Annotated in this window: 11 protein-coding genes; 8 read left to right on the forward strand and 3 right to left on the reverse strand. The window is 38.5% G+C overall.

Features of this window, described 5'->3' with window-relative positions:
• Nucleotides 1-100: 100 nt before the first annotated feature.
• From NSQ41_RS03500 to NSQ41_RS03535, 8 genes are all read left to right on the forward strand, one after another.
• Nucleotides 101-2,320, forward strand: coding sequence for a helix-turn-helix domain-containing protein (locus NSQ41_RS03500; protein ID WP_130158384.1), 2,220 nt, complete (start codon nucleotides 101-103; stop codon nucleotides 2,318-2,320).
• Between the two features lie 142 nt (nucleotides 2,321-2,462).
• Nucleotides 2,463-3,317, forward strand: coding sequence for a 3-hydroxyacyl-CoA dehydrogenase family protein (locus NSQ41_RS03505; RefSeq protein WP_063389218.1), 855 nt, complete (start codon nucleotides 2,463-2,465; stop codon nucleotides 3,315-3,317).
• Nucleotides 3,318-3,339: 22 nt separating this feature from the next.
• Nucleotides 3,340-4,119, forward strand: coding sequence for an enoyl-CoA hydratase-related protein (locus NSQ41_RS03510; protein ID WP_130158386.1), 780 nt, complete (start codon nucleotides 3,340-3,342; stop codon nucleotides 4,117-4,119).
• 160 nt (nucleotides 4,120-4,279) lie between these two features.
• Nucleotides 4,280-5,833, forward strand: a complete 1,554-nt coding sequence (locus NSQ41_RS03515; RefSeq protein WP_130158388.1) for a class I adenylate-forming enzyme family protein — start codon at nucleotides 4,280-4,282, stop codon at nucleotides 5,831-5,833.
• 807 nt (nucleotides 5,834-6,640) lie between these two features.
• Nucleotides 6,641-8,359, forward strand: coding sequence for an acyl-CoA dehydrogenase family protein (locus NSQ41_RS03520; RefSeq protein ID WP_327873236.1), 1,719 nt, complete (start codon nucleotides 6,641-6,643; stop codon nucleotides 8,357-8,359).
• 319 nt (nucleotides 8,360-8,678) lie between these two features.
• Nucleotides 8,679-9,026: a hypothetical protein gene (locus tag NSQ41_RS03525; RefSeq protein WP_094245181.1), complete on the forward strand. Its 348-nt coding sequence runs from the start codon at nucleotides 8,679-8,681 to the stop codon at nucleotides 9,024-9,026.
• 90 nt (nucleotides 9,027-9,116) lie between these two features.
• Entirely contained in the window at nucleotides 9,117-10,340 is a 1,224-nt protein-coding gene (locus NSQ41_RS03530; RefSeq protein ID WP_066248852.1) for an NAD(P)/FAD-dependent oxidoreductase, read from the forward strand.
• Between the two features lie 33 nt (nucleotides 10,341-10,373).
• Nucleotides 10,374-10,946, forward strand: coding sequence for a hypothetical protein (locus NSQ41_RS03535; RefSeq protein ID WP_339211016.1), 573 nt, complete (start codon nucleotides 10,374-10,376; stop codon nucleotides 10,944-10,946).
• A gap of 283 nt (nucleotides 10,947-11,229) precedes the next feature.
• Here the strand turns inward: NSQ41_RS03535 and NSQ41_RS03540 are convergent, their stop codons facing one another.
• The 3 genes from NSQ41_RS03540 to NSQ41_RS03550 form a co-directional block, all read right to left on the reverse strand.
• A complete protein-coding gene (locus tag NSQ41_RS03540) occupies nucleotides 11,230-12,498 on the reverse strand; it encodes an AMP-binding protein (RefSeq protein WP_311066887.1) in 1,269 nt (422 codons plus the stop codon).
• Between the two features lie 118 nt (nucleotides 12,499-12,616).
• Nucleotides 12,617-13,387 carry an IclR family transcriptional regulator gene (locus tag NSQ41_RS03545; RefSeq protein WP_063389210.1) on the reverse strand — a complete coding sequence of 257 codons (771 nt, stop codon included), beginning with the start codon at nucleotides 13,385-13,387 and terminating at the stop codon, nucleotides 12,617-12,619.
• Nucleotides 13,388-13,401: 14 nt separating this feature from the next.
• Nucleotides 13,402-14,202, reverse strand: coding sequence for an IclR family transcriptional regulator (locus tag NSQ41_RS03550; RefSeq protein WP_066248859.1), 801 nt, complete (start codon nucleotides 14,200-14,202; stop codon nucleotides 13,402-13,404).
• Nucleotides 14,203-14,335 lie beyond the last annotated feature (133 nt).

Below are 14,335 nucleotides of genomic sequence, written 5' to 3' on the forward strand. Positions count from 1 at the left end.
AATTTGTACGCAGCATTTGTTTTTGTTTAAATTGAATTATAGCATGTTTTTCATTTTTTGAAATATTGACACAAGCTTCTTCAAAAAGGAGGAGTCCTCTTTGACAGAATCAAAACGGGAAAAATTAATGAGAAAGATTGAAAATCATTTGCGAAAAACGGCTAGACATCTAGTGAAAATTGATACGGAGGAAGAGGCATTGCAATTTTTGGCTGATTCCTTCCGCTCCCAGTTTTCATGTGATTTTGTCGGCATCATTTTACAAGAGGGAGAGGAGCTGAGTTTGAAAGTTTGGAGCGGAGATTTGCAGAAAATAACGGAATCCTTTCCGCTGCAGGTTCAAAACTGTTCGCCGAATCTCCTTCACCAAAGCTTAACATATGATAAAGCAGAGCAAGCAGGCGACTGTCAGTTTACCAATTTAATGAAAAAAGAAAAAGTAAAAACGTGGTTTACAGTTCCTCTCAAAGACGATATGAGCAGCTTGGGCTTTTGCATTATTGCCTATCTTGACTACGTACCTCTGTTGGATATGAAGGCACATTTTGATGAATTCGGCAAAGATGTAGCTGTTGCAATTGCAATGGCAAAACAAAAAGAAGCACAAATTAAAAAAATCGAAGGGATCGAGTGGATCAGCAAAAATTTGTCGCTTGATGTGCCGCTTGAAAAAAATATTGAAACACTTGTGGAACGCGCCGGAAAAGGAACTAATGCAAGGATGGCTTGTATTTATTTATATAACGAAAAAGAAAATCATTTTATTTTTCAGCCTCCATCCTATGGTCCATTTGAAAAACCGGAACGGATTAATATTGAAACAAATTATGTTTTAAAGGAATACTTTCCGTTTTTGGATACTCCAGGCGGGTCTGAACTGACCGTTCCATTAATATTTGATTTGAAAACAATCGGTGTGCTTCATGTAGAAGAGAAACAAAAGGGAGTTTTTAATGAAGATGATTTGGAGATATTAAAGCTGCTTTCCAATCATATTGCCGCTATTTTGGAAAATGCCCGTTTATATAAAAACGAAAAGGAGCATAAAGAACGTCTTTACTTTCTGCTTGATTATCAGCACGCCCTCGTGAAAGAAACAGTTGAACATGACAATTTTGACGGTATTACGTCTGCTTTAAGAAGTCTTTTTTCCAAATCCGTCCTTTTGTTCGACCGTTTTATGAGGCCGATTTCTTGTTCCTTCCATCATTATGATTTATCAAATAAAGATGTAGAAAGGCTGATGGGCAGCGGAAATAAAGAGAGATTGATAGAAAACGGAAGGAAACTCCACATCCAATTGGATGACGGGGAAGAGCTTCATTTCCGGCTGTGGAAGGTGAACGGCGGAGGAAATTTGCTTGGGTTTTTGGCTGTCGAAATTGGCGAAAATGACATGGATGAATTTGATCAGCTGACAATTGATTTGGCAAGAAATATTTGTTCGATCCAATTTATCAAGCAGAAGCTTGTTTTGGATACAAAAGAGCAGGTAAAGGATAGTTTTGTCAGCAAATTGCTTGTGGAACGTATAGAGGATCAAGAGCGGATTTTACAATATGCGAATTTATTCCAATGGAACTTATTTCATCAGCACCGATTAGCGGTGTTGTCGATTTTATTAGATGAGAAGGAAACGGAAAACAGTAATTTGCTTGTTCAACAATCTAAAAAAACATTGATTTGGGACCAGTTGAAAACACAAATTTCCCGTTTCAGCAAAGAAATTATCATGGCGACAAACGATGGAAACTATATATTGATTGTTCCGGTAAAAGAAGAAGGCAAGCATCCAAAAAACTATTGGAAAGTATTTTATAGAAATATAAAAAATTGGGTTCGAGAAGGCAATATTGAATGCCAAGTATTCATGGGGATCGGCGGTAAAACTGAAAATTTAAATGATTATTATATTAGCTATCAGCAGGCTATCCAAGCTTTGAATGTCGTGTTTCACAGGTTTCGCCACAAAGGGTTTGCTTTGTTTGAGGAATTGGGTGCTTACACTATTTTACATCATTTAGATAATAAAGAAGCGGTGGAATTTTTCATCAAAAGGCATCTTGAACCGTTATTGAATTATTCGGAAGGGAAAAGTATGGATTTATTCCATACGCTGCGAGCGTTCCTTTATAACAACGGAAATATTAAAAATTCGGCAGAAGAGCTGTTTATTCATCGAAGCTCCCTTCTTTATCGTCTTGAAAAGATTGAATCGCTGCTGGAAATTGATTTAAATGATGCTGATCATCGATTTAATATGATGATGGCTTATAAGCTTTATGACCTGTATTATTCAAAAACAACTGAAAGAATATAAAAGCGCCACAGCGTTTTTTCCACAAAATTGTTGATAGAAGAGAAGCTTTTTCCGTATTTTGTAGGTGTTTATTTCATTTTATATTTTCTATAATAATTTACAGAATATTAATAAAGTTATGTTTTTAAAAGGAGTTGTGACTATGACGATATCTAAAGTCGGGGTAGTTGGAGCAGGCTCGATGGGAAGCGGCATCGCCAATTTGGCCGCCATTTCAGGATTTCAAGTTATCTTGCATGATGTCGAACAAAAATTTCTTGATAACGGCTTATCAAGAATAAATAAATTTATGGAAAAAAGCGTTGCAAAAGGAAAAATGACCGAAGAGCAAAAAAAGGAAGTTTTGGAACGAATTCAAGTTACGACAAATTTGGAGGATTTTAAACAGGCTGATATTGTGATTGAAGCTGTTATAGAAGATTTGGAAGTGAAAAAAAGCGTTTTCGCGAAATTGGATCAAATTACATCTGACCATGTGATTTTGGCAACAAATACTTCTTCCATGTCCATAACAGAGATTGCGTCTGCAACGAACAGGCCGGAACGCGTCGCAGGAATGCATTTCTTCAATCCTGCGCAGATCATGAAATTAGTGGAAGTTGTTCGAGGATATAAAACAAGCGATGAAACAGTAGTAGAACTGAAGGAATTTGCGAAAAAGCTGAATAAAGAGCCGGTGGAAGTGAAAAAAGACACTCCAGGATTTATTGTCAACCGTATTATGATTCCGCAATTTATTGAAGCGATTAAGCTGCTCGAAGAAGGGGTAGCTACAGCGGAAGATATTGATAAAGCGGTTACGCTCGGGCTGAACTATCCTATGGGGCCGTTCACACTTCAAGATTTTGCCGGTGTTGATATCGGCTACTACGTAATGGAATATATGAAAAATGAGTTTAATGATAATCGTTTCGCACCTCCAATGCTTCTAAAGCAATTAGTAAGAGCAGGAAGACTTGGAAGGAAAACAGGAGCCGGTTTTTACGACTATGACTAATCATGAGAATGGAGGACTGAAGATGAGCTTGGAATTTTTAACATGCGATATTGAACAGCATGTAGCAGTTGTCACCATCAACCGCCCGCCTGTCAACCCGCTGAATTCAAAAGTATTTAAAGAGCTTGTAACCGTTTTTAACGAGCTGGAAGAAAACAGCCAAGTAAGAGTCATTATTTTAACAGGCAGCGGTGAAAAAGCATTTGTTGCCGGAGCAGATATTAACGAAATGGCTGATCTCGATCTTGTTGGCATGATGAATATGAACCGTGTGTCAAGGGAAGCTTTTTCAAAAATTGAAAACGCATCCAAACCTGTCATTGCTGCCATTAACGGTCTTGCTTTAGGCGGAGGCTTAGAGCTTGCATTGGCTTGTGATCTGCGGATTTGCTCGGAAAAAGCTAAATTTGCTTTCCCTGAAGTCGGTCTTGGCATTATTCCTGGCGGCGGAGGCACCCAGCGTCTGCAAAAAATTGTCGGTCAAGGCATTGCTAAAGAATTACTTTATTTTGGCGACATGTTTGATGCTAACAGAGCGTTGGAGCTTCATATAGTGAACAAAGTTGTACCTGGCGAAGAACTGCTGGCAACTGCCAAACAATGGGCAGAAAAGCTAGCCCAAAAACCGCCTGTAGCTCTTCGTATGCTGAAAATAGCTGTCAATGCTGGCAGCAATGCTGATCTGGAAACAGGATTGACCCTTGAAGCATCTAGTTTTGCCAATGCCTTTTCAACAGAAGATCGAAAAGAAGGATTGAAAGCGTTTGTAGAAAAGCGCAAGCCGGTTTACGTTGGAAAATAATAAAAGCGATACAACCGACTTCATGTTGAAAAGGTTATTTTATATAGAAAAAGTCATCGAACAAATCATGTAATTTCACGAAGTGTCCGATATGAAATGACTCAGGATGCTTCGTGTCTTACATGTTTTGAATATTTGCGTAAGAGGAGATGGCGAAGCAATGAACAATTATTTGTTTTCGGTGTACGAGTTGGTAGAACATACGGTGAAAGCCTATAAAGATAAAGAAGTGCTCTATGACCTGAAAAACAGATTGACCTATGGCGAATTTTTTCAAGAAGCTAACCGGCTGGCTGCGGGTTTGAAAAAGCTGGGGATCAACAAGGGAGATCGAGTCGCTGTTTGCTTGCCAAACTGGAACGAAACAGCCGTTATTTTTGTAGCAGCGGCCAAAATAGGTGCAATTCTAGTTCCGTTTAATCCGAAGTATAAGCATCACGAAGTGGAATACATTCTCAAAAATTCGGAGCCAAAAGTGTTGTTTGTAACGGAACAGTTTGATGAAAACATTGGATTTAAGCAAGCGTTCCAAGTTGTAAAAACTTTGATTTCTGTTCGTTTTGAACATCCTGATCTATTATCCTATCAAGAAGTAGCGTCTTCCGCGTCAGAAGATGCTCCAGCTGAAAAGCTTGATGTCAACAACGATTTGTTTTGTTTATTGTATACATCAGGAACGACAGGCATTCCGAAAGGTGTAATGATTAGCCATCGCGCCATTGTTCAATCAGCTAATATTATGGCTAAAACGATTAGATGTACTGAAAAAGATGTGTTTATCGTTCCTGCTCCTTTATTCCATATTTTTGGAATGGCCGTCAATTTGTTTTGTGCGATCTCTTGCGGCGCAAGAATCATTTTGCAAGAGAAATATCATCCGAAGGAAACATTAAAATTAATTGAACAGGAAAAAGTGACGATCAAACAAGGAGTTCCCGCCATGTTTATAAAAGAATTAGAACAAGAAGATTTTGAAGATTATGACCTTTCTTCATTGCGAGCGGGTATTGTCGGGGCATCACCTATTCCACCAAACAAAGTGAAAGAAATTCGGGAGCGGATGGGAATAAACTTGTGCCAATCATACGGAATTACCGAAACAGGATCTGTTACTGCGACTGACTATGATGAACAGGATGAACGAGTGATATTGGAAACTGTAGGAAAACCGATCGAAGGTGTAAAGCTGAAAATTGTAGACGAAAATCGGCAGGAGCTCCCTCCAGGCGAAGTTGGTGAAATTGCCATCCACAGCTTTGGCACCATGAAAGGGTATTACAAAATGAAGGAACAAACAGAGCAGGTTTTGGATAAAGAAGGATGGTTTTATACGGGAGATCTCGGAGTGTTGGATGAAAAAGGAAACCTTCGTTTCGTCGGGCGAAAAAAAGAAATGATCATTCGTGGAGGCTTCAACATTTATCCGCAGGAAGTCGAGGCAGTTTTAACTAAACACCCTCAAGTTGTCGAAGCAGCTGTCATAGGCTTGCCTGATGAAGTAATGGGCGAATCAGTTTGTGCTGTTATAAAGCTGAAAAAAGGCGCAGCTTGCACAGAGGAAGAATTAAAAGAGTTTGTTAAAGCGCAAATGGCATCATACAAAGTTCCAAACAAAATTATTTTCACAGAAGATTTTCCTGTCACAGCGAGCGGTAAAATTCAAAAGGTAAGACTGAAAGACCAAGTGATGGAAAAATTTAATTTCAATGCGTAAATGGTTCGATGAAAAGAAGAGTTTAAGAACAGCTTATCGGCTGAAACATTGAAACTCCGGCGATGATTTGGAAAATATCGGGATATCTTATGAAGTAAGCATCAATTCCATATAATGTTTCCTGTTGGTTTCTTTACACTGCCGGCCGGCATTATTTATGTAACTCGTCGTAACGGACAGTTTTGCCATGGTATTGAAGTCATTCATGCGTTTGATGTTCATGTGCGATTTGGAAGCTGGTTTATTGACTGAATAATTGAGTTAGAATTTCCGAAAATTCAGATAAAATAACAATATCTCAAATCTATTATTTTTACTTCCAATCTTTTGAAATTTGAAAACGATTGCAAAAAATGTTCATAAGCGTTTGATGATTGTGCATGCTCATTTGATTTCATTTGCGAGATCCGGATTTTCTTAATCTTTTGGCGGCTCCCTGCTTCTATTCTTGTCTTTTTTCGATATTGCAGCAGCAATTACTTACCTTCCATATAATTTGTCGTCTCTTGATGAGCTTTTCAGCCGTTATTTCGGCTGACTCCGCCTCTTTTTTTGGACGCAAAGGAAAATTGATGTATGATTTGGAATTTCCCGCTATTCTTTCGTGCCTTTAGCTTTTGTTCTTTCCATTATGTATGTGATGCCATTATGTTTTGCGCTTCCATTCAGCAAGCTTATACAGATGCCGGTGGTTATGGGGACTGTTTTCAGCTTATTGGTGCAAATGCACTTTTCTTGTTTTTGCTCTAATAACAGGTGAAGCAGCTTTGGGAGAAAATGAATGGTAAAAAACAGAGGTGTTATAAAATGGAACAATTTTCAAGCAACCCTTTTTTGAAAAAAGTGATTTCTTTAGATGATATATTTACACCGGAGAATTTTACTGAAGAACATCGCATGATAGCTAGCACTGCATCAGCCTATGTGGAACAAGAAGTTTTGCCTGTTTTGCCGGAAATAGAAAAACAACAATTTGATCAATCGATTGAGCTCTTAAGAAAAGCAGGAGAATTAGGTCTATTAGGATCAGATGTGCCTGAAGAATACGGAGGGCTTGATTTAGACAAAATCAGCTCGGTTATCATCATGGAGGAAATTGGAAAGACGAGATCTTTTTCAACAACATTTGGAGGGCAAATTGGAATTGGCTCCCTTCCGATTGTGTATTATGGAACAGACGAACAAAAGGAAAAATATTTGCCTTACGTAGTTAGCGGCGAAAAAATTGGTGCGTATGCATTGACAGAACCGTCGGCAGGAACGGATGCCTTAAGTATCAAAACGTCAGCACGATTGTCTGATGACGGCAAATACTATTTAATTAATGGCGAAAAACAATTTATTACTAATGCATCTTTTGCAGATTTCTTTATTTTGTACGCGAAAGTGGACGGTGAGAAGTTCACCGCCTTTATTGTCGATAAAAACAGTGAAGGGATTACAATAGGACCGGAAGAAAAGAAAATGGGTTTAAAAGGCTCTTCAACAACACCGGTCATTTTGGAGGATGTAAAAGTTCCGGTTGAAAATGTATTAGGGGAAATTGGCAGGGGACATTTGATTGCGTTTAACATTTTGAATAACGGCCGCCATAAAATATCAGCGGCAAGCCTCGGCATGGCAAAAAGAGCATTGGAGCTCGCCGTTCAGCATGTAACAGAGCGGAAACAATTTAATCGGCTGCTGTCGCAATTTCCGTTAATTCAAGAAAAAATAGCCGACATAGCTGCAAAAATATTTACGATTGAAAGCATGGTATATCGTTCTGCCGGCGAGTTGGATCGGGGATATCAGTACTGTAAAGAAAATAATATTCCGTATAGAGATATTTTAAAGCAATTTGCAGTGGAAGCTTCGATCAACAAGGTGTTTGCCTCCGAAGCGCTGGATATCATTGTGGATGAAGCGCTGCAAATGCATGGCGGATACGGTTATATTTCCGAATATGAAGTGGAGCACCTTTACCGCGATTCAAGGATTAACAGAATATTTGAAGGAACAAACGAGATTAACCGGATGATTATTGCCCAAACACTGCTGCAATCAAAAGCGGAATGGACGGATTTCAGAAAGCTGGATGAAGGTCCATCTGAAGAAATGGCGCAGGAGTGGGAGCTGCTGTCCAACTTGAGAAGGCTCGCGGGACAAGCGATGGAAATGATTTTACAGTCATCTGAAAATTATAAGGAAGAACAAGAAATTTTAGCATGGTTGGCAAATTTGGCTATTTCGATTTATGCAATTGAAAGCAATTTATTTCGAGTGGAAAAATTACTTGCAAATAAAGCTCAGAAAAAAATAAAAGAAAAGAAACTATTGGCAAAAATTTTCGCATATGAGGCATCTAGTAAAATTGTGTCGGAAATGTTCAAGTTCAGTGTGTTACACGATGAACAAATAAAGCAGCAAAAAGAAAAATTATTTAAAACGATTCAATCAAGCAACAATGATTTTGTTCATGATAAACGATTGATAGCATCTGCCGTTATATCTGCCGGAAATTATTCAGGCATTCACAAGCTATAATCGATTTTTTCTTACGTGGAAGTCCGATAAGTTCCAAAAATAATTCAAGTAGGGCTGTTCAGGAAGTCAATTCTCCATTGAAAACAAAAATCATAAGATCATATATAACGTTTCTAAAACATTTAAGGGGGCGTCATAAGCCGAAAAAACGACTTATTTGACAGCCCCCTTAATATATTTCGATTTTTGTTTGAAGGGGCTGTCCAAAAAGTCAGGGTTAACTGACTTTTTGGAGCCCCTTTATTTTAGGGACTTATCGGACAGACCATTTTTTCTATCTTGTTTATATCCTTCAGATGTCTTATGAAGGACTTTTCTTATGCTCTCTTTTTTAATTACGTTCTCCAAACGTTTTATGACGGACATTCAGCACATACAATTGCTTCTTGTTGAACTTCATTACCTATATGAAGGACATTTGCAAATTTTATTCGATTATTTTGTCCTTCACGGTAGTATTTCTCCCAAATCCTTCATTTTAGAAATTCATCGGACAGCCCCTTTCAGCATGTATGAGCTGATGCCGCAATCCCAAACTCAACATATACCTTATCGAGCTCCCGCAAAGAAAATCTGGCACCTTGCAGACGCGAGGGGCATTCAATTTAAAAAAATAGCAAAGGTATTTTATTTGTCCCGCATAGAGGAACAAATGAGTGACGAATAAAGAAAAAATGCCATTATAATAGAATCATAGTAAGCGTTTCCATCAATCAATCAATCCATCCATTTCATTTATGTAAAGGAGAGATATGTCATGAGCAACAAGCGTACAGTTGTCGTTGTAGGCGCCGGTCCAGTTGGCCTTGTAGCAGGATTGGCACTTAAAAAAAGAGGAATTTCTTCTGTCGTGATTGAAGCAGAGCCGAAAGGGCGGCCAAGACCTGGAAGCCGAGCAATTTATATTCATAACGCAACGTTGAAGCTGCTTGAAAGCATTGATGAAGGACTTGGTTTTGAAATTGCGAGAAATGGTGTTGTCTGGCCGATAAAACGCACGATTTATAAAGGGAAAGAAGTGTACGTAAGAAATTACGGTGTGACGGATACTAGTGATCCGACAAAGCTTCCGCCATTTACGTCATTACATCAAAATCATATTGAATCGATTATATATGATTATTGTGAAAAAGCCGGCGTTGAATTTGTATGGGATACCCCTGTGAAAGAAGTGATTTCAGAAGAAGACGGCATTAAAGTGGTGACAGAAAAAGGGGATGTTTGGGAAGCGGAATATGTGATTGGTTGTGACGGCGCTCGTTCTGTCGTCCGTGAAACAGCAGGATTAAAATTTGAAGGGCCAAGAACAAAAGATACATTTCTTGTCGTTGATGTTGAAGAAGATGAAAACGATCCGCTGCCGCTTGAAAGGGTTTTCCACTATCAGCATCCGGCAATGGGCGGGCGGAATGTGATGTTTGTACCGTTCAAAGGCGGGTGGAGAATCGACCTTCAACTGCTGGAAGACGATAATCCAGATGAATATTCGGAAGTGGAAGGAGTAAAAAAATGGCTTCCGAAAGTTATGGATCCTAAATATGCAGAACGGATTACGTGGGTATCATCATACAGATTTCATCAAGTTGTCGCCAATTCATATACAGACGAAAAACGAAGAGTTCTGTTGGCAGGAGAAGCTGCCCACTTATTTGCACCATTTGGTGCTAGAGGGCTGAATTCGGGGGTTCCTGATGCTTTAATTGCTGTTAAAGGAATTGAAAAGGCTCTTGATGCTTCAAGCGAAGAGAAAAGACGCGAAGCGATTGAAAAAGCGGCAAATGAACGGAGAATTGCAGGCTTGTGGAATCGCAACAGCTCTTCGACTGCATTGCATCACCTGCAAGGAAATTCTCCAGAAATGAATTTAAAAAGGGAAATTGCAGCATCTTTAACAGCCATTGTGCCGAAATTAGGAAGATGGCTTGATGAAGGTCCTTATGGCCCAAAATTTGGTCCGCCTGAATTAACAACAAAATATTAATCGCTTTTGATTTTATATAAAGGGGTGGAAAACATGTCAATTACGCTCATTGAGAACCATGCTTCATATGATTTCAAGCATGAACGAGTCAATCAAATGGCGGATCGTCTGCTAAACATTAACTGGTACCAGCATGTCGGAACAATTCATGATGACGTCCAGAATAAAGCAGAAAAATTTTTGCAATCACTGAATATAGAAAATTGCGAAATTAAGTGGATTTCAAAAGATGAAATTGGAAATATATACGATACCATTCGGTTAACTAACAGCTCTTTATGGGAAGCATTGAAGGTGCTGCCTGACAGGCTGAAAGAGAAAATTGATCAATCCGGACAAGAGGAAATTTTGAACGAAATCGTCTATCACTTGCCGGAAGCTGTATTTCATGAAGTCTATAAAGGTGCCTTCAAAACATTTTCAGATGAATCATTCATTCGATTTTTAGTTGGCCATGCCATGTACATCAGCGTGTTGGCATGCGCATGGGAATTGGCTGCAAATATAAACGGATGGGGAGAAAATCCATTTGCCTATTTAGTTGATATTTTAGAAATGGGACATATTCCATTAGGTTCAAACAACCAAACATTTTATATCATGTAGGGGTTCCATATGTGTGCGGCAGCCATATTTTCGTGCGAAAAGCATGTAAAGGAATCGCTGAAGCTGTTAGATGCACCGCATGTCATTATATTAAGTCATTACACGAAAAAGAAATGCAAGTTTTGTCAGAAAAAAGCCGTTTTTAAGTTTGAAGAATAAAATTATGCAAAATAGCAGCCTTGTCTTCTTACAGATGAAGCAAGGCTGCTTTATTTTTTGGAGATAAGAAAATCTTCATCCTTTTCTAGTTATGCGGAAAACGTTTTCAAAAATATATATGTGTTTATCTTTTTTTTCGATTGTCCACAACCCTTCTCGCTTTCATTGTAAAGCGAGGCAGCTCGTTGTCTGGAACTTTTTCAACTTGAATTCTTAAACCGACTCGTTCTCTTAATTTTGTTGCGAGGATAGGGACGATTTGTTCAGAATCGGATTCAATTTCCACTTTGATTTGATCCATCTCATTTTCTGTGTAGTACACGATGCGAAATTCTTTCACTTCTTTGAATTCTCGAATAATGGATTCGATGGAAGACGGGTAAATGTTAATGCCCCGTATTATGACCATATCGTCTGCGCGGCCGAGAATTCCTCCAGGGAAAAATTGATAGGAATTGCCGCATTCACATTGCTGATCAGACCGGATCACGATATCGCCTGTCCGATAGCGAATAACCGGATAGCTTTCTCTTCCTAAATTGGTTAATACTAATTCTCCTTTTTCACCAACTTCCACCGGCTCCAACGTGTTAGGATTGATCACTTCTACGATAAACTCCGATTCATTGACATGAATCCCTTTTTGTTCTGAACAAGAATAACCGTATGCTCCCATCTCTGTCATGCCTACTTGGTCATATAAAACGGCTCCCCACAAACTTTCAATTTGCTTTCGTGTAGAAGGGACAGAGGCTCCAGGTTCACCAGCCGTAATGATTTTTTGGACAGGGCCATTTTTTATATCAATGTCGTTTTCTTCCGCTACTTCCGCCAGATGTAAAGCGTAGCTTGGAGTACAGACTAGTACTGTTGCTCTGTTTTCTATCATGCTTCTCAATCGCTCAATCGAAGTTTGGCTGCCGGATGAAATCGAAAGGGCACCTAATCGTTTTGCTCCTTCAAATGCAGCCCAAAATCCAATAAAAGGACCGAACGAAAAGGCGAAAAATACTCTGTCTTTTTTCGTAACTCCGCTGGAGCGATAAACTTCCAGCCAGCATGTTTCCCACCATTCAAAGCTTTTTTTTGTATCTAAAATTTTCAGCGGTTTCCCTGAAGTGCCGGAAGTTTGATGGTATCTTACATATTCCTCTAAAGGGTATGAATGGTTTTTGCCGTATGGAGGATGATTGTTTTGATCGTCGACCAATTCCTTTTTCATTGTGAAAGGAAGCTTTTTCATTTCTTCCAAAGATTGCAGCGGAAGCTTTAAACCGGCAAGTTTTTCTTTATAAAATTCATTATGATTCAAAACAAAATGTAACAATCGATTCAGTTTTTGCAATTGCAGCGACCTAAGTTCATTTTCTTGTGTTTGTACTGTATGAACCATGAATATTCCTCCCTTTTAGACTTGTAGCTAGTTTCTTATCATAGTCAGAAAAGAAAGAAAAAGGAATATTCTAGTTCTTTTATACAAAACAAAAAATTCAAAATTTTAAAAAATGTACTCATTTTCCGTCGATATACCCTAAATGCTCTGATATGCTTTTAGCTGCTTGCGTAATATGTTCAATAAAGACTGGAAACCGATCATCTGTCATTCTGGCAGTTGAGCCAATCATGGACAGTGAAGACACCACTTTGCCGGAATAATCGCGAATTGGTGCTGCGATCCCGACATACCCGACATAAAATTGGTCTTTTGATATGGCAAATCCTTGTTTTTTAATTTTTTTTAACTCATTTTTTAAAATGTCTGGATCGGTGATCGTATAGGGAGTGTATGCATATAATTTTTTCGACAAAACTTTTTCAATTGTTCGTTTGTTTTGATAAGCCAGAATGCATAACCCTTCACTTGTGCAATGAATCGGATTTTTCCGCCCTATATATGTTAACAGCCGATCGGGCTGGCTGCTTTCAATTCGGAACAAATACACTACTTGATCCTCTTCCAAAAGACAAATATGGGCGGATTCATTTAATGTGTGAACAAGCTTTTTTACAATAGGCAGCGCTTCTTTGTATAACTCATGATTGCTGAAAATCACGCCTCCTAATGTTAGAATCGAAAGGCCTAATCGATACTTGTTTGTCCGGGGATTTTTTGATAAAAATCCTTCCTTTACAAGCAATGAAACAAGGCGATGGGCGCTGCTTTTGGAAATATTTAATTTTTTTGATATTTCGGTAATCCCTAGCTCTTTTTGTTTATGTGTAAAAAGACGCAGAATTTTCATTGCGTTCTTCACAGATGACAGCAAATATTTTTCGCTCATGTTAGTCCTCCAGTCTAGTCGTCATTTCCGAACAATTGCTTCGTTTTTCTCTGTTTTATTAATTCAGAAATTCTTTCTCCCGCATTCACCACTTTTTTTATAAGCTGCTTGATGTTAATGGAATTGATTCGCTTCGTAGAGCCGGTAATGTTCACTGCTGCAACCACTTTGTTATGTTCATTAAAAATGGGCGCACCGATTCCGATGATCCCTTTTTGGAACTCTTGATTGCAAACGGCGTAGCCTTCTTTTTTTATTTTCAAAAGTTTTTCTTTTAATTGCTCGGGTGAAGTGATCGTGTTCGGACCGTATTTTTTGAAGGGCTGCGAGCAAATTTTCTCGATTACTTCTTCGTCTTCAAAGGCTAAAATGGCTTGACCGGGACTTGTGCAGTAGACAGGATTCCTTCTGCCGATATGGGTATATTCTTTTTTTGAAGGATACGTGCATTCAATTTTTTGCAAATAAATAATTTCGGTGCCTTCTAATATGGAAATGTGCGAATTTTCGCCTGTCTCCTCTGTTAAAACATTTAGAACCGGCGTCGCCTCATTTAAAATTTTCAATTGGGAGCTAACGATGCTTGTTAATGTCAAGATCGAAGCACCTAAACTGTAATGATTTGTGTTTATATCTTTGTATACAAATCCTTCGCTGGCTAAGCTTGTTAAAAGTCTGTGGGCAGTGCTTTTTCCGATATTTAGCTTTTCGGCTATTTCTGACACACCCAGTTCCGGTTCGTCCATTGAAAAGCTTTTTAAAATTTTTAAAGCGTTTTCAACAGAAGAAATTCTTTTTTTATTTTGAGAAGTCATCCATATCACCTGTAAAAAATTTTTTGATTGATGAGGAAATCCATTTTTGTTCTGTATATAAGAAAAATAATGTATTTTTAGATTTTTTTCAATATTAAGATGGTAACAAGACCATAATCAATGAAAGGGGTTT

Source organism: Aeribacillus sp. FSL K6-8210 (genome assembly GCF_037963925.1).
Lineage (GTDB): Bacteria > Bacillota > Bacilli > Bacillales > Aeribacillaceae > Aeribacillus > Aeribacillus composti.

Bases quoted from the DNA above. Each gene is read 5' to 3' on its own strand.
- NSQ41_RS03505 (WP_063389218.1), top strand. From the start codon at position 2,463: ATGACGATATCTAAAGTCGGGGTAGTTGGAGCAGGCTCGATGGGAAGC.
- NSQ41_RS03510 (WP_130158386.1), top strand. From the start codon at position 3,340: ATGAGCTTGGAATTTTTAACATGCGATATTGAACAGCATGTAGCAGTT.
- NSQ41_RS03515 (WP_130158388.1), top strand. From the start codon at position 4,280: ATGAACAATTATTTGTTTTCGGTGTACGAGTTGGTAGAACATACGGTG.
- NSQ41_RS03520 (WP_327873236.1), top strand. From the start codon at position 6,641: ATGGAACAATTTTCAAGCAACCCTTTTTTGAAAAAAGTGATTTCTTTA.
- NSQ41_RS03525 (WP_094245181.1), top strand. From the start codon at position 8,679: ATGCTCTCTTTTTTAATTACGTTCTCCAAACGTTTTATGACGGACATT.
- NSQ41_RS03530 (WP_066248852.1), top strand. From the start codon at position 9,117: ATGAGCAACAAGCGTACAGTTGTCGTTGTAGGCGCCGGTCCAGTTGGC.
- NSQ41_RS03535 (WP_339211016.1), top strand. From the start codon at position 10,374: ATGTCAATTACGCTCATTGAGAACCATGCTTCATATGATTTCAAGCAT.
- NSQ41_RS03540 (WP_311066887.1), bottom strand. From the start codon at position 12,498: ATGGTTCATACAGTACAAACACAAGAAAATGAACTTAGGTCGCTGCAA.
- NSQ41_RS03545 (WP_063389210.1), bottom strand. From the start codon at position 13,387: ATGAGCGAAAAATATTTGCTGTCATCTGTGAAGAACGCAATGAAAATT.
- NSQ41_RS03550 (WP_066248859.1), bottom strand. From the start codon at position 14,202: ATGACTTCTCAAAATAAAAAAAGAATTTCTTCTGTTGAAAACGCTTTA.